At 68.7% G+C, this 20,393-nt stretch carries 19 protein-coding genes; 10 read left to right on the forward strand and 9 right to left on the reverse strand.

All coding sequences use genetic code 11. The features are described from left to right. Positions 1-13: 13 nt before the first annotated feature. A complete protein-coding gene (locus AC07UH_RS05345) occupies positions 14-1,015 on the reverse strand; it encodes an alpha/beta fold hydrolase (RefSeq protein ID WP_495179782.1) in 1,002 nt (333 codons plus the stop codon). A gap of 107 nt (positions 1,016-1,122) precedes the next feature. On the opposite strand from AC07UH_RS05345, the gene phaR reads away from it, so the two are divergent. Together phaR and AC07UH_RS05355 are read left to right on the forward strand one after the other, a co-directional pair. Further along, positions 1,123-1,680: a polyhydroxyalkanoate synthesis repressor PhaR gene (gene phaR / locus AC07UH_RS05350; RefSeq protein ID WP_137899549.1), complete on the forward strand. Its 558-nt coding sequence runs from the start codon at positions 1,123-1,125 to the stop codon at positions 1,678-1,680. 9 nt (positions 1,681-1,689) lie between these two features. Continuing rightward, complete coding sequence (locus tag AC07UH_RS05355; RefSeq protein WP_495179105.1) at positions 1,690-1,875, forward strand: hypothetical protein; 186 nt, start codon at positions 1,690-1,692, stop codon at positions 1,873-1,875. Positions 1,876-2,169: 294 nt separating this feature from the next. On the opposite strand, the gene AC07UH_RS05360 is transcribed toward AC07UH_RS05355, so the two are convergent. Together AC07UH_RS05360 and AC07UH_RS05365 are read right to left on the reverse strand one after the other, a co-directional pair. Beyond that, positions 2,170-3,351 (reverse strand): aspartyl protease family protein, encoded by a 1,182-nt coding sequence (locus AC07UH_RS05360; RefSeq protein ID WP_495179104.1) that lies wholly within the window; start codon positions 3,349-3,351, stop codon positions 2,170-2,172. Between the two features lie 175 nt (positions 3,352-3,526). Continuing rightward, positions 3,527-5,068 carry a TadA family conjugal transfer-associated ATPase gene (locus tag AC07UH_RS05365; RefSeq protein WP_169742540.1) on the reverse strand — a complete coding sequence of 514 codons (1,542 nt, stop codon included), beginning with the start codon at positions 5,066-5,068 and terminating at the stop codon, positions 3,527-3,529. 134 nt (positions 5,069-5,202) lie between these two features. Here AC07UH_RS05365 and AC07UH_RS05370 point away from each other — a divergent pair, with 134 nt between their 5' ends. Continuing rightward, complete coding sequence (locus AC07UH_RS05370) at positions 5,203-6,753, forward strand: S1C family serine protease (RefSeq protein WP_495179103.1); 1,551 nt, start codon at positions 5,203-5,205, stop codon at positions 6,751-6,753. A 13-nt stretch (positions 6,754-6,766) separates the two neighbouring features. On the opposite strand, the gene AC07UH_RS05375 is transcribed toward AC07UH_RS05370, so the two are convergent. Then, positions 6,767-7,060, reverse strand: a complete 294-nt coding sequence (locus AC07UH_RS05375) for a hypothetical protein (protein ID WP_495179102.1) — start codon at positions 7,058-7,060, stop codon at positions 6,767-6,769. A 258-nt stretch (positions 7,061-7,318) separates the two neighbouring features. On the opposite strand from AC07UH_RS05375, the gene AC07UH_RS05380 reads away from it, so the two are divergent. Next, entirely contained in the window at positions 7,319-7,603 is a 285-nt protein-coding gene (locus tag AC07UH_RS05380; RefSeq protein ID WP_495179101.1) for a hypothetical protein, read from the forward strand. A 277-nt stretch (positions 7,604-7,880) separates the two neighbouring features. Here AC07UH_RS05380 and ada read toward each other — a convergent pair whose 3' ends face one another. Together ada and AC07UH_RS05390 are read right to left on the reverse strand one after the other, a co-directional pair. Then, positions 7,881-8,906, reverse strand: coding sequence for a bifunctional DNA-binding transcriptional regulator/O6-methylguanine-DNA methyltransferase Ada (gene ada / locus AC07UH_RS05385; protein WP_495179100.1), 1,026 nt, complete (start codon positions 8,904-8,906; stop codon positions 7,881-7,883). 49 nt (positions 8,907-8,955) lie between these two features. Beyond that, a complete protein-coding gene (locus AC07UH_RS05390; RefSeq protein ID WP_495179099.1) occupies positions 8,956-9,888 on the reverse strand; it encodes a hypothetical protein in 933 nt (310 codons plus the stop codon). Positions 9,889-10,243: 355 nt separating this feature from the next. Here AC07UH_RS05390 and AC07UH_RS05395 point away from each other — a divergent pair, with 355 nt between their 5' ends. From AC07UH_RS05395 to AC07UH_RS05420, 6 genes are all read left to right on the forward strand, one after another. Next, positions 10,244-10,813 carry a F0F1 ATP synthase subunit delta gene (locus AC07UH_RS05395; protein ID WP_495179098.1) on the forward strand — a complete coding sequence of 190 codons (570 nt, stop codon included), beginning with the start codon at positions 10,244-10,246 and terminating at the stop codon, positions 10,811-10,813. Positions 10,814-10,819: 6 nt separating this feature from the next. Beyond that, positions 10,820-12,349, forward strand: a complete 1,530-nt coding sequence (gene atpA / locus AC07UH_RS05400; protein WP_038662651.1) for a F0F1 ATP synthase subunit alpha — start codon at positions 10,820-10,822, stop codon at positions 12,347-12,349. A 97-nt stretch (positions 12,350-12,446) separates the two neighbouring features. Further along, on the forward strand, positions 12,447-13,331 hold the full coding sequence (locus tag AC07UH_RS05405; protein ID WP_495179097.1) for a F0F1 ATP synthase subunit gamma: 885 nt from the start codon (positions 12,447-12,449) through the stop codon (positions 13,329-13,331). 25 nt (positions 13,332-13,356) lie between these two features. Then, the gene (gene atpD / locus AC07UH_RS05410) at positions 13,357-14,838 is read left to right on the forward strand and encodes a F0F1 ATP synthase subunit beta (RefSeq protein ID WP_038662646.1); all 1,482 of its coding nucleotides are present in this window, start codon (positions 13,357-13,359) and stop codon (positions 14,836-14,838) included. A 35-nt stretch (positions 14,839-14,873) separates the two neighbouring features. Then, a complete protein-coding gene (locus AC07UH_RS05415) occupies positions 14,874-15,122 on the forward strand; it encodes a hypothetical protein (protein WP_137899832.1) in 249 nt (82 codons plus the stop codon). A gap of 105 nt (positions 15,123-15,227) precedes the next feature. Next, entirely contained in the window at positions 15,228-15,479 is a 252-nt protein-coding gene (locus tag AC07UH_RS05420) for an ATP synthase F1 subunit epsilon (RefSeq protein ID WP_037535488.1), read from the forward strand. 184 nt (positions 15,480-15,663) lie between these two features. Here AC07UH_RS05420 and AC07UH_RS05425 read toward each other — a convergent pair whose 3' ends face one another. From AC07UH_RS05425 to AC07UH_RS05435, 3 genes are read right to left on the reverse strand one after another with little or no spacing between them, the layout of a single operon-like run. Then, the gene (locus AC07UH_RS05425) at positions 15,664-16,650 is read right to left on the reverse strand and encodes a glycosylasparaginase (RefSeq protein WP_495179096.1); all 987 of its coding nucleotides are present in this window, start codon (positions 16,648-16,650) and stop codon (positions 15,664-15,666) included. A 34-nt stretch (positions 16,651-16,684) separates the two neighbouring features. After that, positions 16,685-18,856 (reverse strand): primosomal protein N', encoded by a 2,172-nt coding sequence (locus AC07UH_RS05430; protein WP_495179095.1) that lies wholly within the window; start codon positions 18,854-18,856, stop codon positions 16,685-16,687. 41 nt (positions 18,857-18,897) lie between these two features. After that, the gene (locus AC07UH_RS05435; protein WP_495179094.1) at positions 18,898-20,355 is read right to left on the reverse strand and encodes a diguanylate cyclase domain-containing protein; all 1,458 of its coding nucleotides are present in this window, start codon (positions 20,353-20,355) and stop codon (positions 18,898-18,900) included. Between the last annotated feature and the right edge of the window lie 38 nt (positions 20,356-20,393).

Consider the following 20,393-nt stretch of genomic DNA (forward strand, 5'->3'; position numbering starts at 1 on the left):
GATGATCCTGCTCCTACTTTGGTGCGTGTCTACCCGGCGGCAGCGCCGCGATCCAGTGCGCGAGCGGCTCCCACAGCATCGTCCGCCCACGCCCGCCGACGATCATCCCGACATGGCCGAGGCCGAGGTCGCGCCGGTCGGCGAGCCCCGCGGCGGTGGCCGCCGGGACGATCCGGTCGGTGAGCGAGACGAACTCGACCGCGGGGCAGTCGAGCCGGGCCGGGGAGGCGGGGGCGTCGCGGACGATCCATCCGCCGGTGCCCGGCCGGTCGGCGGCGACGAACCCCTCGAACAGGTCGCGCGCCGCGGCGAGCGGCAGCGGCGCACCGGCATTGGCCCAATCCTCCAGCCGGACGAAGGCGCGCGCCGCCGCACCTTCGGGGTTGAGCCGCCCGAACGATTCGTATTTGGCGATCGTCCGCGCCGGATCGAGCCGCCAGAAGCCCGCCTGCAACACCTCCATCGGTAGCACGCCGAGCGCCTCGGCGGTCGGCTTCGCCGCCTGCCACAGGTCGAGCATGCCGGGCGCGGATTCGCCATAGCCGGCGAAACGCCACGGCGCGGCGATCGTCGCGAGGCCGGCGACCGGGGTGGCGCCCGCCGCCGCCAGCGCCATCGTCCCGCCGAGGCAATAGCCGACCAGCACCGGCGGCTCGTCGAGCTGCTCGATCAGCGTCAGCAGCAGCGATTCGATATGGCCGGTCATGTCCATGTCGCGATCGGCGGCGCCCGGCTCGCCCCAGTCGACCAGCGCGACGCGGCAGCCCTGCGTCGCCATCCAGCGCACCAGCGACGCTTCGCCGAGATCGAGGATCGCCGGCGGGTTGATCAGCGACGGTACGAACACCACCATCCGGCCGCGCCCGCCATAATAACGCAGGCAGGCGCGCCCGGCGGTGGCGAGTGCCGGCATCGGCGGCGGCGGGGAGGGGCGTGGCGCCTGCTGATAGGCGGCGAGCCCGGCGAGCGCCGCCGCGGTGCGCGCCGGGTCTGCTGCGGTTTCGCTGCGCAGCATGTCGAGGAACAGCGGCAACGGGCGCGGGCCGTGTTGCGGTGCGAAAAATTGCGGCGTACCATCGGTATCAGTCACGGCAAAGGACCGTCGCGCGACAGGGGAGCGATATGAAGAAACAGGCCAGGGCCGACGGAATCGTCATCATCAAGAAATACGCCAATCGGCGCCTCTATAATACCGAGACCTCGTCCTACATCACGCTCGAGCATCTGGCGACGATGACCCGCGAGGGGCGCGACTTCAAGGTCGTCGATGCCAAGACCGACGACGATATCACCCACAACGTGCTGACCCAGATCATCATGGAAGAGGAAAGCCGCGGCCAGACGATGCTGCCGGTCAGCTTCCTGCGCCAGCTCATCTCCATGTACGGCGATTCGATGCAGGCGATGGTACCGGGTTATCTGGAAGCGTCGATGGACAGTTTCCGCCGCAACCAGGAACAGTTCAAGTCGGCGGTCGAGGGCGCCTTCGCGCACTCCCCCTTCGCCGAGATCGCCAAGCGCAACCTGCAGATGCTCGAGGTCGCCGCGCAGGCGTTCCAGACGCCGGGCGTCGCCCCGGTGACCCCGCCACCGTCGCCCACGGCGAGCAAGGACGACCAGATCGCCGCACTGAAGGCGGAGCTGACGCGCCTGCAGGACAAGGTCGAGAAGCTCGGCTGAGCGCGGACGATGCCGGTTATGTTCTGGGCGGCGGGTGCGTCGGTGCTGCTCGCGCTTGCAGCGGCATTCGCCGATCGCCGCCGCCGGCTGCGCGTCGATCCCGACCGTGTCGGCTTCGTCGACTGGCGCACCGTCCAGATGGCGGCCCTGCTCGCGACGATCCTGCTGGTGAGCATTGGCCTGCACACGCAATAGGGCAGGCGCTCTCCTTGGATTGGCGCCGCTCTGCGGGCGGGAAGGCAGGATTGTTCACGCGAAGGCGCGAAGACGCGAAGAGAAGAAGAGATTGGTTCGCGCAGAGGCGCGGAGGCGCAGAGATGGTGCGTCCGGCGCGAAGCTCCATGCATCCGCGATGAGGAAGACTGAAGGCCGCTGGCGCGGCCGGACCATCTCTGCGTCTCTGCGCCTCTGCGCGCAAATACCCTTCTTCTTCTCTTCGCGTCTTCGCGCCTTCGCGTGAACCAAGCTTCTTCCGCTGACGTCCCCGCCTCAGTAGAATTGCCGCAAGGTCAGCGTCCGCACCGACCCGTCGCACAGGCCCAGCCGCACCGCCGTACCCGGCGCGCCGATCGCCCATTTCGCCAGTGCGCTCGTCGGATAGTCCGCGGTGACCGGCTGGTCGTTGATCCGGCAGATCGTCTCGCCGGGCTGCCACCCCGCCGCCGCCGCCGGCCCGCCGCGCATGACGTGCAGCACCTTGAGCCGGTCGCGCTCCAGCCCGACCAGCAATCCGCTGGTCGAGCGCAGCGGCGGGGCGTTCGCCTCCGGCCCCGGCTTGAGCACCATCCGCCCGGCGCCGGGGTCGAGCAGCACGCGGTAATTCTGGAGCAGACCCGACCCGATCCGCCCCGCCACGCCGATCGTCTCGGAAAAGCCGCCCGCCGGCTCGACCCGCGCCTCGACGTTGCGCACCACCTGCTGCCCCAGCGACACCGCGGGCAGGATGGCGAGCGTGCTCACCGTCTCGCCGGCGAGGCCGAAGGAGATCGTCGTCGTGGTCGGCAGCCGCGCGATCCCCGCCGTTCTGGCGGATGCGGCGGACAAGGTCAGCGCCGAGCCGTCGCCGGTGTCGACGATCATCGGCGCCAGCCGTCTGGTCGCGATCGTCGCGCTGCTTTCGTAGACGCGGCGGCCGAGCGAGATGGACAGCGGCGCGATCGCCCCGACGAACGGCAGCCGGCCCGACGGCAGCAGGCGGAAGCGGTGGTTGGCGTAATCGATGTCGAGCGCCTGCCCGCCGGTGACGTCGCGCCCGATCAGCATGTCGACCGCCTGCGCGCTGCCGGTGGCGAGCGCGGGCAGGTCGGCGACGGTGACGCCGCCGCCGGTGCGGGTGAGCCCGCCGATCGCCAGCCGCCGCGTCGCCAGCCAGCCCACCGCCACCGCGCCATTGCCGCCGCCGCCGATCGCGGTCGCCTGGCCGTTGGCGGTGACCCGCGCCGGATCGGCGGCGGCGGACTTGGCGGCGAGCACCGAATAGCTCACCCCGGTATCGAGGATCGCGGTCACCGGCCGTTCGTCGAGCGTCAGCGTGAAGCGGATCTGGTTGCCCGGCGTCAGGTCGAACGACACCCAGCGCGCCTCGCTGTCGGCGGCAAGCGTGACGACGCCCTCACGTCCCGCGGGCTGGGGCGAGGCGGCGAGCAGGACGAGGGGCAGGAGCAGGTGCATCGGCCGACCCTAACGGCGGAACGCCGGCGCTGCCACAAGGGGTTGGGGCGCGGCGCACCGGGCCTTCATGCGCCCCGTTGGTGCTGAGCTTGTCGAAGCGCCATGGGACTCACCGCCCTTCGACCGGCTCAGGGCTGACGGTCCGGGGGCGTTCGTGCGGTCGATAACGCCGATCCTACAGGCACGCCTCCAGAAACGCCTGATCGAACCCGAATTGCTTGGCCTTGTCGAGCGTATAGGGGCGCAGCCCCATCGAGCGATATTCGCCGATGATCTTGCCGTCGGCGCTCTCGTCGAGATACTCGAACTTGAACAATTCCTGCGTCACGATCACCGGCCCTTCCATGCCGATCACCTCGGTGACGTTGGTGACGCGGCGCGAGCCGTCGCGCAGGCGCTTCACCTGGATGATGAGCTCGACCGAATCGGCGATCTGGCGGCTGATCGCCTCCTTGGGCACCTTGATGTCCGACATCATCACCATGTTCTCCATACGGGCGAGCGCCTCGCGCGGGGAATTGGCGTGGAGCGTGCACATCGAGCCGTCGTGACCGGTGTTCATCGCCGCGAGCATGTCGAAACACTCGCTGCCGCGGATCTCGCCCAGGATGATGCGATCGGGGCGCATACGCAGCGCGTTCTTGACGAGGTCGCGGATGCTGATCTCGCCTTGCCCTTCCAGATTGGCCGGGCGCGTTTCCAGCGGCAGCCAGTGCGGCTGCTGCAGGCGAAGCTCGGCGGCGTCCTCGATCGTCAGCACGCGCTCGCCGGGGTCGATCATCTTCGACAAAGCGTTGAGCATCGTCGTCTTGCCCGAACCGGTGCCGCCCGAGATGACGACGTTGAACCGGCTCGCGCCCGCGATCTTGAGCGCGGTCGCCATCTTGGGGCTCATGCTGCCGAAGCCCGCCATCATGTCGAGCGTGATCGGCTTGGCGGAGAATTTGCGGATCGAGATCGCGGTGCCACGCAGCGACAGCGGCGGCACGATGACGTTGACGCGGCTGCCGTCCTTGAGGCGCGCATCGGCGAGCGGCGTGGTCTGGTCGACGCGGCGGCCGACCGAATTGACGATCCGCTGCGCGATCTGGAACAGATGCTCCTCGTCGCGGAACTGGATCTGCGCCAGCTCCAGCTTGCCCTTGCGCTCGACATAGGTCTGGTCGGGGCCGTTGACCATGATGTCGGTGATCGCCGGATCGGCGAGCAATTCCTCGAGCGGCCCCAGGCCGAGCAGCTCGTCGACCAGCACCTTTTCCAGCGCGAACTGTTCGCGGCGGTTGAGCGTCAGCTTGAGCTCGGCGAGCACCTCGCCGATGATCGGGCGGAATTCCTCGGCGAGCTCGTCCTTGCCGAGCGTCGCGGCGGCCTCAGGATCGACGCGTTCGAGCAGGCGCGGCAGCACCTGTTCCTTGATCTTGTGGATCGACGCCTCGAAGCCCTCGCCGCGGCTGCTGCCGGCGTCGCCGCTGGCATTCTGCCGGTCGGTGAGTCGCTGCATCGCGTCGAGCGTGCCGGCGGGCAGGCTGCCGGCGAGCGGGTCGTCGCCGGGCAGGCCGCCGGGCAGCGGCATCGTCTCGATCGGCGGGAACTGGCTGCCGGGTGCGGCTTCGTCGGCACGCGGCGCCGGGCTGCCCTGCATCGGGCGCGCCACGCCGAACGCCGGCCGTGCCGGCTGTCCGTTACCCATTCCGTTGCGACGCCCGAACGCGCTCATACACCAATCCTCGACCTTCAGTGACGGCGGTAGGCATCAGAGTTTGAGATTTTCCTAACCAAACCAAAACGGTGCGGCAGGGGCCGATCGCCGTGCTTGACAGCGGCGCGCCGAGGCCGTTCGGAAGGCGCGACATGCGCCGCCTCCTGCTCCTGCTTCTCGCCCTGCTCGGCGCCCCGTTCTGGGCGACGCCCGCCGCCGCCGACGACATCGGTGCGACCGCGCGCGGCGTCGTCCGCGTCGTCACCATCGCCGTCGTCGACGGGCAGGTGGTCGGCTTCGGCCACGGCAGCGGCGTCGCGATCGCACCCAACCGCATCGTCACCAACGCGCACGTCATGGAACTGGCGGAACGCTATCCCGACAATGTCGTGATCGGCGTGGTGCCGTCGGAAGGCGACAAGAGCTACCAGGGCCGCGTCGTCGCCTATGACGCCAAGCGCGACCTCGCGCTGATCGAATTCGCCGGCGCCCGGCTGCCCGCGGCCGCGCTCTATACCGGGCCGGTGAGCGAGGGCGATCCGGTGGTCGCGCTCGGCTATCCCGGCAACGTCGATCTCGCGACCGCGCAATCGGCCGCGGATTACATCCGCCCGACCTCGCCGGTCCGTTCGGAAGGCGTCTTCTCCGGTCGGCGCAGCCTGACCGGGATCGAGGTGCTGCTCCACACCGCCAGCATCGCGCGCGGCAATTCGGGCGGGCCGTTGCTCGACCGCTGCGGCCGGGTGATCGGCATCAATTCGGCGATCACCCGCGGCGAGGAGGGCGATGGCTCGTTCGGCTTCGCGATCGCCGATACCGAGCTGTCCGCCTTCCTGCGCGAGGCGAAACAGCCTTATGCCAGCGTCGGCACCGCCTGCACCTCGATCGAGGAACGGCTGCGCGACGACAGCGCGGCGGATGTGCGCGCGCGTAGCGACGCCCTGACCAGCCAGCGCGACGCCGCCACCCGCGCGGCGATGGGCCGCGAAGAGGCACTCGCCCGCGCCCGCGAGACCGCGCAGACCCGGCGTGAGAACGTCATGGGGTTCGCCGGCCTGCTGCTGGTGCTCGGCGCGATGGGGATCGGCGCGGCCGGGCTGTTCGCAGTGCAGGGGCAGGGGCAGGGGCAGGGGCAGGGGCAGGGGCAGGGGCACGGGCAGCGGCGGCGGACGATCTGGGCGGCGAGCCTCGGCGGCCTCGTCATGGTCGTGGCGATGCTCGTCTTCGTGCTGCGGCCGAAGGGCGAGCCCGCCGTCCCGCCGCCGCCCGCGGCGATCAGCCAGGTCGTGCCCAATGCGCCGCTCGGCAAGCTCACCTGCGTCTTCCAGCCCGAACGCAGCCGCGTCACCGTCTCGCCGACCAGCGACGTCGCGCTGCACTGGGGGCGCAGCGGGTGCGGCGGCGGCGTGCAATATCTGCCGACCGGCGACCGCTGGGAGCGCGTGGTGGTGCCCGACGGCGAGCAGACGGTGTCGGTCGTCGCCTTCGACCCGCTCACCCGCCATTATACCGACACCCGCTACATGCTCGGCGCGCAGGCGATGGCGCAGGCGCGCAAGCTGCAGCAGGGGCAGGGCGCGGCATCCCGCTGCACCGTCGACCCCGCTGCGATCGAGCGCCTCGCCCAGCAGCAATCGGCGATCCGCACGACGCTGCCGCCGCTGCCCAACGAGAAGCTGGTCTATAGTTGTCGTACGGGCTGATCCCTTAGCGTCATCAGTTATTGCCGTTTATATCATCGGGATTTCTTGGGCGTCGTGGATTTAATAGCGGATTGGGAACTTGCACCGGGCGGCCAATGTCAGGATTGGTCCTAACGGGATTGTCAGAATTGTCGCCGCCTGTGGTATCGACCTGCTTTGGCTTGCGAGCTGTAACAATTATATTGTCGTTATCGGTGCTTTTGTCATCGTTTTGCTCTTGCCCGTATGAAAGGCTCATTGTGGGTGCGGGGCTAAGGGGTGATGCAAGAATTGCCACGGCGGTAAATGCGAGAAAGACCATTTTCATTTCCCTTCAAGATAATCAGCCAATTTAGAATTGATCAGATCAGCAGGGATGATTCCCGACGAGAAGTAAATAGTCAATTAAATTAAATACCATATTGGATGCATTGTAAATTATAGTAAATCCATATACTTATGATTGTGCCTAGCGAGCGATGTGTGTGTTGTTGAATGATGGAGGGCGCGCAGCTGGCTGCTCCGCGCGAACAAGCTCGACACCAACGACGCCTATGCGCTGACGCTCTTCTATTCGAGCTTCGGCATGGCGGGGACGCCGGCCACCGACAATGCCAAGGCCGCGCTGCGTCGCGCCCACGAGCTGGTACCGCAGGACGAGGGTCTCGCTTATGCCTATGCGACGCAGCTGTTGGTCGACGACAAGCGTGACGAGGCCCGCACGGCGCTGCGTCCGCTCGCCTATTCGGCGCACAGCAATCCCGACAATGCCGCCGCCAGGCTCATCGCCGCGCTCGCGACCGGCAAAACCGGCCCGCAGGCGCTCGCCTCGCTCGGCGGGGACGCCGCCAAGGTGACGATCGAGAATTAGGCCGGCCGACATTCATCGGCACCCGCGATAGCACCGGTCCGTCACCCCGGACTTGATCCGGCGTCCCGCTACGTCCTTCACGCTTGCCATCGGGGAGAAGCGGGGGCCCGGGGTGACGAAAGGGTGAAAGTGTCGCGCCTGGGCGCAGAGGTAATGCGCCCCTGTCATTGCAACGGAGCCGCAGATGCGACTAGCGCAACACGCTCTGCGCCTCTGCGCCTCTGCGCGAACCTGATACGTCTTCGACGAACCAGGCGGCGATCCGCAGCGGCCCGGCTCACCCGCCCTCGCGCGCCAGCAGGGCGCGCTTGCGTTCGACGCCATAGGCATAGCCGCCGAGCCCGCCGTCGCTGCGCGTGACGCGGTGGCAGGGGACGACCACCGCCAGCGGGTTGCTGCCGCATGCCGTCCCCGCCGCGCGCACCGCGCCCGGCTGGCCGGCGAGCGCGGCCAGCTCGGCATAGCTGCGCGTCTCGCCCGCCGGGATCGTCTTCAGCGCCTGCCACACCGCCTCCTGAAAGGCGGTGCCGCGCACGTCGAGCGGCAGCGCGGCGTCGCGGCCGGGCGTCTCGACCAGCGCCACCACCGCCGCGGCAAGGCCGGCTAGCGCCGTGTCGCCCGGCGCGATCTCCGCCCGCGGGAAGCGCGCCGCCAGCGCCGCCGCATCCTCGTCGAACGCCACCCGGCACAGCCCCTTGTCGGTCGCCGCGACGAGCAGCGGCCCCAGCGACGTCGCGACCTGCGTCCAGCGGATCGTCGCGCCCGCGCCGCCCCGCGCCCAGACCGACGGCGCCATGCCGAGCCGCCTGGCGCCATCGGCATAGAAGCGGCTCGCCGCGCCATAGCCCGCGTCGTAGATCGCATCGGTGACGCGGTCCGCCTGCTGCAACGCGTCCGCCGCGCGTCCGGCGCGCAGCGCGCGCGCATAAGCGGCGGGGCTGACCCCGGTCGCGCGGGTGAACAATCTTTGGAAATGATGCGGCGCATAGCCGACCCGCGCGGCGAGCGCCGCCAGCCCGACCGGTTCCTCCGCCGCCGCGATCAGCGCGATCGCCTCGGCCACCGCCCGGCTGTCGCGGGCGACGTCGTCGGGTTTGCAGCGCAGGCAGGCGCGATAGCCCGCCGCGCGCGCCGCCGCGCCGTCGGCGAGAAAGCTGACGTTGTCGCGCCGCGGATGCCGCGCGGGGCAGCTCGGCTTGCAATAGATGCCCGTGGTGCGCACCGCGACAACGAACGCGCCGTCCTGCGTCCGGTCGCGGCGCTCGAAGGCGGTCCAGGCCGCGTCCTGATCGATCATCGTCATGCCATGGTGATAGCCGATTGCTCGCCGCGTCTCATCCCGCGGCTTGCGATCAAAAGCCGGTACCCGTCACCGCCGGCCGGCTGCGCATCAGCGCGACGTCCTGCGCGCCCGCCGCCAGCGCGGTGACGCGCGCCAGCCCCTTGCTCACCTCGCCGCCGGCATAAGGCGCGAACAGCCGCGCACGAGCATAGCGATCCGCCGCCTCGCGATACCGCCCGGCCGATTCCGCGCATAGCGCCAGATTGAACGCCGTCGCGCCATTGTCCGGCGCCAGCCGGTCGACCTCGGCGAAGACGGCGCAGGCGGCGGCGGGATCGTGCTTGGTCAGCTTCACCGCCCGTTTGAACCGCGCCGCGGCATCGGCGGGCAGGCCGTCGCGCGTCTCGATCACGCGGACGGTATAATCTTCCGCATGCGGGGCGAGATCGTGCTGCACCTCGGCGGCGACCGATTCGATCATGCCGCTCACCACGCCCTCGACATTGGTCGCGACGCCGCGGTCCTCGCACCAGTCGCTGCGGTCGTCGCGCGTCTTGGCGACCGTATAGGGTAGCGCGCCGGTACGCCGCCGCACCTCCAGATCGGCGCGCAACGCCACCGTGCGGCGAACGCAGGCGACGCTATAGCGCTCCCTGCGCGTGCATTTGCCGTCCTTCTTCTCGGCGCAGCGCTCGCGCCCCTCGCGATAGTCGCTGCTCGCGACCTGCACCCCGGTACGCCCGGTGAGCAGCCCGTCGGGGCGCAAGGCCGGCGGGATCAGCCGCACGTGCGGCAGCCCGTCCGCGCCGAGCTTCGCCAGCCGCCGCTCGATCGCATCGGCGAGCTCCGCGCCGTCCGGCCCGGTGAACGGCCCGACGCCGATCGTCGGCAACAGGCTCGCCTCGCGTGCCTGCGCGGCGAAGACGCCCTCGACGCGCAGCGTCTCGGCGGTCGCGGGCAGGGCGAGCATCGCTCCGATCGCCACCGCCGCCCACCATCGCATCGTCTTGTCTCCATTTGCCGGAAGCGGGCTTACCCGCCCGATCCTGAACGAAAGCCCTAAATCCTCCCCCGCAAGGGGGAGGTGGCACGGCAAAGCCGTGACGGAGGGGGAGGACAGGGCGGAAGCCCAATCATAACGCTCCCACCCTACCTCCCCCTCCGTCAGCGCTGCGCGCTGCCACCTCCCCCTGGCGGGGGAGGAATTGGGTTGCTCAAACCCCCGCCGGCACACCACTTTGCGCGCTCGATACTTGCACTAACCGCCCCCTCATGCTAGCCGCCCGCCACCCATAGCAGGTGTGCATCGCGCGCCCTCTTCCCCATGGGCCAACATTCGGCACGAGGACTTCAGCTCCGTGGAGACATCCATCGGTACTTCTGGCGGCGGTATTCAGGCGAGCCTGGGTGGGCGTTACGCGATCGCCCTGTTCGATCTCGCGCGCGACGCCAGGACGATCGACACCGTCGAATCCAGCCTCGCCACGGTGCGCGACGCGCTGAACGAAAGCGCCGATTTCCGCGCACTCACCGTCAGCCCGCTGGTCGCCCGCGGCGCCGCGGTCAAGGCGGTGCTCGCCACCGCCGATGCGCTCGGCATCGACGCCACGACGAAGAATTTCCTCGGCGTCCTCGCCGAGAACCGCCGCCTCGGCCAGCTGCCCGCGATCATCCGCGCCTTCCGCCAGCTCGCCGCGCGCCACCGTGGCGAGATCGCTGCCGAGGTGACCAGCGCGCATCCGCTGAACGACGAGCAGGTCGTCGAGCTCAAGCAGCAGCTCCGCCAGCGCGTCGGCCGCGACGTCTCCGTCGACCTGTCGGTCGACCCCGATTTGCTCGGCGGCCTGGTCGTCCGCATCGGTTCACAGATGATCGATTCGTCGATCCGCACCCGTCTCAATACTCTCGCGCACGCGATGAAGGGCTAACTCACGATGGATATCCGCGCCGCAGAAATCTCCAAGGTCATCAAGGACCAGATCAGCAACTTCGGCACCGAAGCGCAGGTCACCGAAACCGGTCAGGTGCTGTCGGTCGGCGACGGCATCGCGCGCATCTACGGTCTCGACAACGTCCAGGCGGGCGAGATGGTCGAATTCGCCAACGGCGTGCAGGGCATGGCGCTCAACCTCGAGGCCGACAACGTCGGCGTCGTGATCTTCGGCTCGGACTCGGAGATCCGCGAGGGCGATATCGTCAAGCGCACCGGCACGATCGTCGACGTCCCCGTCGGCAAGGGCCTGCTCGGCCGCGTCGTCGATGGCCTCGGCAACCCGATCGACGGCAAGGGCCCGATCGTCGCCGAGAAGCGCAGCCGCGTCGAGGTCAAGGCACCGGGCATCATCCCGCGCCAGTCGGTCAGCGAGCCGATGCAGTCGGGCCTCAAGGCGATCGACGCGCTCGTTCCCGTCGGCCGCGGCCAGCGCGAGCTGATCATCGGCGATCGCCAGACCGGCAAGTCGGCGGTCGCGATCGACACCTTCATCAACCAGAAGACGATCAACCAGTCGTCGGACGAGTCGAAGAAGCTCTATTGCGTCTATGTCGCGGTCGGCCAGAAGCGCTCGACCGTCGCGCAGCTCGTCAAGACGCTCGAAGAGAATGGCGCGATGGACTATTCCATCGTCGTCGCCGCGACCGCGTCGGAGCCCGCACCGCTCCAGTTCCTCGCGCCCTATACCGGCACCGCGATGGGCGAATATTTCCGTGACAACGGCATGCACGCGCTGATCGTGTTCGACGATCTGTCGAAGCAGGCGGTCGCCTATCGCCAGATGTCGTTGCTGCTGCGCCGTCCGCCGGGCCGCGAAGCCTATCCGGGCGACGTCTTCTATCTGCACAGCCGCCTGCTCGAGCGCGCCGCCAAGATGTCGGACGCCAACGGCGGCGGCTCGCTCACCGCGCTGCCGATCATCGAGACGCAGGCGGGCGACGTGTCGGCCTATATCCCGACCAACGTGATCTCGATCACCGACGGCCAGATCTTCCTCGAAACCGATTTGTTCTTCGCCGGCATCCGCCCGGCGATCAACGTCGGCCTGTCGGTCAGCCGCGTCGGCTCGGCCGCGCAGACCAAGGCGATGAAGAAGGTGTCGGGCTCGATCAAGCTCGAGCTCGCGCAGTATCGCGAGATGGCGGCGTTCGCGCAGTTCGGATCGGACCTCGATGCCTCGACGCAGCGCCTGCTCAACCGCGGCGCGCGCCTCACCGAATTGCTCAAGCAGGCGCAATTCTCGCCGATGCCCTTCGAGGAGCAGACCGCGTCGATCTTCGCCGGCACCAACGGCTATCTCGACAAGGTCGCGGTGACCGACGTCGTCCGCTACGAGCAGGCGATGTTGCAGGATCTGCGCGCCAATCACGCCGGCGTCCTCACCAAGATCCGCGAGACGCGCGATCTCGGCGACGAGGCCAAGTCGGGGCTGAAGGCCGCGCTCGACCAGTTCGCGAAGACCTTCGCGTAACATCCGGTGCTCCTGCGCAAGCAGGAGCCCAGAGCCCAGAGCGGCTCGCTTGGTAACCCTGGGCTCCTGCCTGCGCAGGAGCACATGAAGGACAACAATGGCGTCGTTGAAGGCCCTCAAGATCCGGATCAACTCGGTCAAATCGACCCAGAAGATCACCAAGGCGATGAAGATGGTCGCCGCCGCCAAGCTGCGCCGCGCGCAGGAGGCGGCGCAGGCCGGCCGTCCCTATGCGGAGCGGCTGGAGGCGGTCGTCTCCAGCCTGTCGCGCCAGCTCGCCGGCGGGGCGACCGTGTCGCCGCTGCTGTCGGGCACCGGCAAGGACCAGGTGCATCTGCTCGTCGTCGCCACCTCGGAGCGCGGTCTGGCGGGTGCGTTCAACACCAACATCGTCCGCGCCGCCCGCCGCAAGGCGGAGGAGCTGGAGGCGCAGGGCAAGACCGTGCGCTTCTATCTCGCCGGCAAGAAGGGGCGGGTGCTCAAGCGCTTCTACCCGAACGCGATCCTCGCCGATCACGAGCTGGGCGGCCACAAGACGCTCGGCTTCCAGCAGGCCCGCGAAGTCGCCGACGACCTGCTCGCACGCTATGCCGCGGGCGAGTTCGACGTCGCGCATCTGTTCTACGCCAAGTTCGTCTCGGCGCTGGTGCAGCTCCCCGTCGGTCGCCAGATCATCCCGGTCGCGGTCGACGAGACCAAGGCGGACGTGCCGGTCACCTCGGCGGGCGCCGTGGTGGAATACGAGCCCGACGAGGAGCAGATCCTCGCCGACCTGCTGCCGCGCAACGTCGCGATCCAGGTGTTCCGCGCGATGCTCGAAAACGCCGCATCCGAGCAGGGCAGCCGCATGAACGCGATGGACAATGCCACCCGCAATGCGGGCGACATGATCAATCGCCTGTCGATCCAGTATAACCGCACGCGTCAGGCCGCGATCACGACCGAGCTGGTCGAGATCATCTCCGGCGCCGAAGCGCTCTAACGAATCCGAAGCAGGAAGAACCGCCATGGCAACCGCCGCAGACGACATCCGCCCGACCCAGTCGACGGGCAGCAGCAACACCACCGGCACGATCGCCCAGGTCATCGGCGCCGTCGTCGACGTCCACTTCCCGGACAATCTGCCGGCGATCCTCTCGGCGCTCGAGACCGACAACAACGGCAACAAGCTGGTGCTCGAAGTCGCGCAGCATCTCGGCGAGAACACCGTCCGCACGATCGCGATGGACGCGACCGAGGGCCTGACCCGCGGTCAGACCGTCCGCGACACCGGCGCGCAGATCAGCGTTCCGGTCGGCCCGGCGACGCTCGGCCGCATCATGAACGTCATCGGCGAGCCGATCGACGAGCGCGGCCCGGTGCAGACCGACCTGCGCGCGCCGATCCATGCCGAGGCGCCGCTGTTCGTCGACCAGTCGACCGAGAACGCCATCCTCGTCACCGGCATCAAGGTCATCGACCTGCTCGCGCCCTACGCCAAGGGCGGCAAGATCGGCCTGTTCGGCGGCGCCGGCGTCGGCAAGACCGTGCTGATCCAGGAACTGATCAACAACATCGCCAAGGGCCACGGCGGCACCTCGGTGTTCGCCGGCGTCGGCGAGCGTACCCGCGAGGGCAACGACCTCTATCACGAATTCCTCGACGCGGGCGTCATCGCCAAGGATGCCGAGGGCAATCCGACCAGCGAGGGCTCGAAGGTCGCCCTGGTGTTCGGCCAGATGAACGAGCCGCCGGGCGCCCGCGCCCGCGTCGCGCTGTCGGGCCTGACCATCGCGGAATATTTCCGCGACCAGGAAGGGCAGGACGTGCTGTTCTTCGTCGACAACATCTTCCGCTTCACCCAGGCGGGCGCGGAAGTGTCGGCATTGCTCGGCCGCATCCCGTCGGCGGTGGGCTATCAGCCGACGCTGTCGACCGACATGGGCGCGCTGCAGGAGCGCATCACCTCGACCAACAAGGGTTCGATCACCTCGGTGCAGGCCGTGTACGTCCCCGCGGACGATCTTACCGACCCGGCGCCGGCGACCTCGTTCGCCCATCTGGACGCGACGACCGTGCTCAACCGCGCGATCTCGGAACTCGGCATCTATCCGGCGGTCGATCCGCTCGATTCGACCAGCCGCGTGCTCGAACCGCGCGTCGTCGGCCAGGAGCATTACGACACCGCCCGCGCGGTCCAGTCGCTGCTCCAGCGCTACAAGTCGTTGCAGGACATCATCGCCATCCTCGGCATGGACGAATTGTCCGAAGAGGATAAGCTGACGGTGACGCGCGCGCGCAAGATCCAGAAGTTCCTCAGCCAGCCGTTCCACGTCGCCGAGGTCTTCACCGGCATCAGCGGCAAGTTCGTGCAGATCGAGGACACGGTCCGCTCGTTCAAGGCGGTGGTCGACGGCGAATACGACCATCTGCCCGAGGCGGCCTTCTACATGGTCGGCGGCATCGACGAGGTCGTCGCCAAGGCCGAGAAGCTCGCGCAGGAAGCGTAATCGACTTCGGCAGGAGGTTCGGTTAGGCTGGGTTCGTGAACGTCGATACGCTCTCGATCGCCCGGGACCTGAAGGCCACCGAACTTCCCGCCGCGCAGGCGGAGGCGATCGCTTCTGCCATCGGTCGGGCGGTGACGGACGGGGTTGCGACCAAGTCTGATATCCAGCTCATGGAAGAACGGCTCAGCGCGCGACTGGAAAGCGCGAAGACGCAATTGCTGACCTGGTTGATGGGCGTCATCGTCGCCACGGCTGGCATTCTGATCGCGGTGTTGAAGCTGTGATCGATCCATTCCGCGCGCGCGGAAATTGGGTGATCGCCCAGTTTGTCGCCGCCATGTACATCATTGCCTGCATCACGGGCATCGCGCTCAGGACCTTTCGATAACATGCTCCATTTCGAACTCGTCACGCCTGAGAAGCTCGTCCGTTCCGAGGACGTCTATATGGTCGTCGTCCCCGGCACCGAGGGTGACTTCGGCGTGCTCGAAGGCCATGCGCCGCTGATGTCGACGGTTCGCGACGGTGCGCTGTCGGTCTATCGCACCGAGGGTGGCCAGCCCGAGACGATCGCGATTCAGGGCGGATTCGCCGAGGTCAACGCCAAGGGCCTGACCGTGCTGGCCGAACGCGCCGCCTGAGGCCCGCCGGTCGCGCTGTCCTACATGGCGCTCCGCTGCTAGGGGAGGGCCGTACACCCGGCTCTTTCCCATCTGTGCAGAAACGGAAACGATCGGGAGGCGATCGTTTCCATTAAGGTGTCCATGTTGTCCATGTTCGTGCGGTAAACGCCCGAAATTATGGCATATTTGTGCGAGCCGGGCCTCATGCCGCGAACAGCGACGGCCCCTTCTTCACCACCGTCACGCCTGCCGCATCGGTCACCGCATAGGTGAACCCCGGCAGCAGGCAGAAGGCGCCGACCTCGCCCTTTGGCGACAGCGCGAGAAAGCCGACCTGCGTCCCCTTGATCGCATCGCCGCGCAGCTTGGCGATATGGCGGACCACCTCCTCGCACGCCGCCTGCGGCGACAGGCCGGCGCGCATCGACGCCACCACGCGCGCACTGCCCGACACCCGCGTCACTTCCTCGCCGAGCCCAGTCGATGTCGCCGCGCCGACGCCCGCCTCGACGTAAAGGCCCGCGCCGACCTGCGGCGAATCGCCGACCCGGCCGCGCATCTTGAACGCCATGCCGGAGGTCGTGCACGCCCCCGCCATCCGTCCGTCTGCGGTCCGCGCGAGCAGGCCGATCGTGTCATGGTCGAGCGCGCCGCCGCGCGGCCGGCGGTTCTCGATGTTCGCTTCCGGTCTGTATTGCGAGGTCTTGAGCCAGTCGCGCCATGCCTTCTCCGCTTCGGGGGTGAGCAGATTGACCTTGGGAAAGCCCTGGTCGCGGGCGAAGCGCGTCGCGCCCTCGCCGACGATGAACGTATGCGGCGTCTTCTCCATCACCCGGCGCGCCACCGAGATGGCGTGGACCGTATCCTCCAGCGCCGCCACCGCGCCGACGCCACCGCGGTCGTCCATGATGACTGCGTCGAGCGTGACATGGCCGTCGCGATCGGGATAGCCGCTATAGCCGACCGAATGGTTGTTCGGGTCCGCCTCCGGCACCATGCCGCCCGCCTCGACCGCGTCGATCAGCGTGCCGCCAGCCTTGAGCCGCGCGAAGGCGGCGTCATTGGCCGCCGCGCCGAAATCCCAGGTCGAGACGATCATCGCGCCGCCGCCGGGCTGCGCCGCACCGGCCAGTGATGCCACGCCCGCAGTCGCCGCCGCCCCGCCGAGAAATCCGCGCCGTGTCGTCATTCGCCACACCCCCTGTTGGACCTGAATTGGTCCGCTAAAGGAAGTTATACGGATCGACGTCCACCGTCACGCGTGCTTTTGCCGGCCAGTCGAGTGCGCCCAGCCAGTCGCGGATCACGTCCTGCACGTCGAGCGCGCGGCGGGCATGGACGAGCAGCCGATAGCGGTGGCGGCCGCGCAGCATCGCCAGCGGCGCGGGGGCAGGGCCATAGACCGCCATGCCGTCGACCTGCGGCGCCGAGCGCGCCACCAGCCGCGCGATCTCGTTGGCGCAGGCCTGTTCCTCCGACGAGACGACGATCGCCGCATAGCGACCGAACGGCGGCGCACCGGCGTCGCGTCGCGCCTCGGTCTCCGCCTCATAAAAGGCGTCGGCGTCGCCGGTGACCAGCGCCTGCATCACCTGCGCCTTGGGGCTGTGCGTCTGGATGAACACATGGCCCGGCTTGGCGCCGCGCCCGGCGCGTCCCGACACCTGGCGGATCTGCTGGAAGGTGCGCTCGGCAGCGCGAAGGTCGCCGCCCTCCAGTCCGAGGTCGGCGTCGACCACCCCGACCAGCGTGAGGTTGGGAAAGTGATAGCCCTTGGTGACCAATTGCGTGCCGACGACGATGTCGATGTCGCCCGCCTCCATCCGCCCGACGAACTCCGCCGCCTTGGCCGGCGACCAGATCGTGTCGGAGGTGACGACCGCGGTCTTCGCCTCGGGGAACAGCGCGGTCACCTCGTCGGCGATTCGCTCGACGCCGGGGCCGCAGGCGACGAGGCTGTCCTCCTCCTTGCATTCGGGGCAGGCGCGCGGCGTCGGCAGGACATGGCCGCAATGATGGCAGGCGAGCCGCCGCGTCAGCCGGTGCTCGACCATCCACGCGGTGCAATTGGGGCATTGGAAGCGATGCCCGCAGGTCCGGCACAGCGTCAGCGGCGCATAGCCGCGTCGGTTGAGGAACAACAGCGACTGTTCCCCCTTGGCCAGCGTCTCCTCCAGCGCGGTGACGAGCTTGGGCGCGAGCCAGCGGCCGCGTTCGGGCGGCTGCTGGATCAGGTCGATCGCCTCGATCGTCGGCATCTCGGCGGCGCCGTAGCGGCCGGGCAGCTTGAGCTCCGCATAGCGGCCGAGCGCGACCTGCTGCCGCGTCTCGATCGCCGGCGTGGCGCTGGCGAGGATCACCGGGCAACCCTCGAACTTGCCGCGCATCACCGCGACGTCGCGGGCGTGGTAATGGACACCCTCTTCCTGCTTGAAGCTGGTCTCATGCGCCTCGTCGACGACGATCAGCCCGAGGTTGCGATAGGGCAGGAACAGCGCCGAGCGCGCGCCGACCGTCACCAGCGCCTCGCCGGTCGCGATCGCCCGCCACGCGCGGCGGCGCTGCGTCGAGCGCAGCCCCGAATGCCACGCCACCGGCTCGCAGCCGAAACGGTCGTGGAAGCGCTTGAGGAACGGCTCGGTCAACGCGATCTCGGGCAGCAGGACGAGACATTGCCGCCCCTGCCGGATCGCCTCGGCGACCGCCTCGAAATAGACCTCGGTCTTGCCCGAGCCGGTGACGCCGTCGAGCAGGGTGGGGCGGAATGCGTGAGCGGCGACCCCCTCGACCAGAGTCGCCGCCGCCGCCTGCTGTTCGCCGGCGAGCTGCGGTGGACCGAAGGCGGGGTCGGGATGCGGATAGGGGCTGTCGATCGCCACCTCGACCGCCTCGATCGCGCCGGCCTTGACGAGGCCGCGGATCACCGCGTCGGAAACGTCGGCGGCGGTGGCGAGTTCGCGGATCAGGCCCTGCCGGTCGCCGATCCGTTCCAGCGCCTGTTTGCGCTGCGGCGTGAGGCGCGGCGGGACGATGCCGGTGGCGCGATATTCGGTGGCGGTGCGCGATCCCTCCAGCGCGGAGGTGGAGGCGAGCGTCATCCGCACCACCGCGGCGGGCGGGGCGAGATAATAATCCGCGGTCCACTCCACCAGCCGGCGCAGCGGCGCGGCGAGCGGCGGCACGTCGACCGTGCCGAGCAGCGGCCGCAGCCGGTTGTCGCCGACCTCGGCATCCGAGGGCAGCCGTTCGGGCTCCCAGACGACGCCGAGCAGCTGACGCGGCCCCAAGGGCGCGATGACGACCGAGCCCGGCTCGACCGCCATGCCCGCCGGCACGCGATAATCGAGCGGACCGAGCGCGGAGTTGAGGACGAGGACGCGGGCACGCGAGGACATGACGCGCCCCATATGGGGGCTCGGCGACTCGTCGGAAAGCGTTAAGCCGCCTTGCGGACGTTCGCGCGCTGCGTCTGGCCGACGCGGGCGCGTTTTGCGGCGTAAAGGACGACGTCGGCACGTCGGGCGAAATCGCGCAGCGAATGGCAATCGGCGTCGAACGTCGCGAGCCCGACCGAACCGGCGCTCGTCATCGTGATGCCACCGCTCTCGACCGGGATGTGCAATGCCGCCTCGAGCCGGTCGCGCAACCGGTCGGGGTCGGCGATCATCACCGGATCGGTGATCACCACCGCGAATTCGTCGCCGCCGATCCGCGCGGTGAAGCAATTGCGCAGCCACGGTTCGGTCAGCGCCGCACCGGTCAAGCGCAGCACGTCGTCGCCGACGCCGTGGCCGAGCGCATCGTTGATGTCCTTGAACCCGTCGAGGTCGATCAGCGCCAGCATCAGCGGCGATCCGTCGATCCGCGCCCGCCGCATCGCGTGATCCAGCTCGCGGTCGAACGCCGCGCGATTGGGAATACCGGTCAGCGCGTCGGTATCCGCGGAATGGCGCAGCCGCGTTTCCAGCTCATGCTGTCCGGTGATGTCCTGAAACACGCCGACCAGCGCCTGGACGATGCCGTCGGACGCCTCGACCTCGGCGGCGGCACGCACCCGGCGGCGGCGGCCGTCGGCGGTGATCAGATCGGTGTCGAATTCGAACGGTTCGCCGGTCTCCAGCGCCTGGCGGATCGTATCGGCGACCATCATGCGGGCGTGCGGCGGATAGAAATCGAGCGCGCCGTCGAGCGGCGGCACCGCGCCGACCGGCAGGCCGTGGATGCGGAACACGTTCTCCGACCATTCGAGCGCCGCATCGGCGACCGACATGCGCCACGATCCGATCATCGCGATCCGTTCGGCCTGGCGGAAGATGCGCTCCTTGCGCTCGAGCCGGCGGACCAGCTCCTCGCCGGTGGTGGCGATGCGGATCGCCTCGATCGCGGTCCGCCGCGCCGCGATGAGCGCCTCCGCGAGGCTGGCGAGGTGCTCCAAGGCGGCATGGCCGGCGGCGTTGAGCGAGCGCGGACTGGTGTCGAGGACGCAGAGCGTGCCGATCGGCTGACGGACGCCGGCGCCGTCGGCGACATGGATCGCGGTCCCGGCATAGAAGCGAATGCCGGCATCGGTGACCAGCGGGAAGCTGTTGAACCGCACATCCTGCGTGAGATCGTCGACGATCAGCGGCCGATCCTGGCGGATCGTGCGATCGCAGAAGGCGACGTCGCGATCGAGCTCACGCTCGCCGGGCACCGTGCTCGCCTTGATCCACAGCCGTTTTTGGTCGATCAGCGTCAGCAGCGCGATAGGACAGCCGAGCAGCTCCGCCGCCAGCGCGACGAGCGCATCGAACTCCTTCTCGGGTTCGCTGTCGAGCAGCGCCAGCGCATGCAGCGCGGCGAGTCGGCCGGCTTCGTCATAGGATGGATGGGACGACGACTGATGATCATTCATGGCCACTATGATGTTGTCCCAAAAGGGTTAAAATGTTC

It is taken from the genome of Sphingomonas sp. GW821-FHT04B01, assembly GCF_059420425.1.

Excerpts from the sequence above, each read along its gene's own strand:
- AC07UH_RS05425 (WP_495179096.1), bottom strand. The coding sequence starts at position 16,650 with ATGACGACACGGCGCGGATTTCTCGGCGGGGCGGCGGCGACTGCGGGC.
- AC07UH_RS05360 (WP_495179104.1), bottom strand. The coding sequence starts at position 3,351 with ATGCACCTGCTCCTGCCCCTCGTCCTGCTCGCCGCCTCGCCCCAGCCC.
- AC07UH_RS05380 (WP_495179101.1), top strand. The coding sequence starts at position 7,319 with ATGGCGGGGACGCCGGCCACCGACAATGCCAAGGCCGCGCTGCGTCGC.
- atpA (WP_038662651.1), top strand. The coding sequence starts at position 10,820 with ATGGATATCCGCGCCGCAGAAATCTCCAAGGTCATCAAGGACCAGATC.
- AC07UH_RS05420 (WP_037535488.1), top strand. The coding sequence starts at position 15,228 with ATGCTCCATTTCGAACTCGTCACGCCTGAGAAGCTCGTCCGTTCCGAG.
- AC07UH_RS05390 (WP_495179099.1), bottom strand. The coding sequence starts at position 9,888 with ATGCGATGGTGGGCGGCGGTGGCGATCGGAGCGATGCTCGCCCTGCCC.
- AC07UH_RS05345 (WP_495179782.1), bottom strand. The coding sequence starts at position 1,015 with ATGCTGCGCAGCGAAACCGCAGCAGACCCGGCGCGCACCGCGGCGGCG.
- AC07UH_RS05375 (WP_495179102.1), bottom strand. The coding sequence starts at position 7,060 with ATGAAAATGGTCTTTCTCGCATTTACCGCCGTGGCAATTCTTGCATCA.
- AC07UH_RS05365 (WP_169742540.1), bottom strand. The coding sequence starts at position 5,068 with ATGAGCGCGTTCGGGCGTCGCAACGGAATGGGTAACGGACAGCCGGCA.
- atpD (WP_038662646.1), top strand. The coding sequence starts at position 13,357 with ATGGCAACCGCCGCAGACGACATCCGCCCGACCCAGTCGACGGGCAGC.
- AC07UH_RS05370 (WP_495179103.1), top strand. The coding sequence starts at position 5,203 with ATGCGCCGCCTCCTGCTCCTGCTTCTCGCCCTGCTCGGCGCCCCGTTC.
- ada (WP_495179100.1), bottom strand. The coding sequence starts at position 8,906 with ATGACGATGATCGATCAGGACGCGGCCTGGACCGCCTTCGAGCGCCGC.
- AC07UH_RS05405 (WP_495179097.1), top strand. The coding sequence starts at position 12,447 with ATGGCGTCGTTGAAGGCCCTCAAGATCCGGATCAACTCGGTCAAATCG.
- AC07UH_RS05355 (WP_495179105.1), top strand. The coding sequence starts at position 1,690 with ATGCCGGTTATGTTCTGGGCGGCGGGTGCGTCGGTGCTGCTCGCGCTT.
- phaR (WP_137899549.1), top strand. The coding sequence starts at position 1,123 with ATGAAGAAACAGGCCAGGGCCGACGGAATCGTCATCATCAAGAAATAC.
- AC07UH_RS05430 (WP_495179095.1), bottom strand. The coding sequence starts at position 18,856 with ATGTCCTCGCGTGCCCGCGTCCTCGTCCTCAACTCCGCGCTCGGTCCG.
- AC07UH_RS05435 (WP_495179094.1), bottom strand. The coding sequence starts at position 20,355 with ATGAATGATCATCAGTCGTCGTCCCATCCATCCTATGACGAAGCCGGC.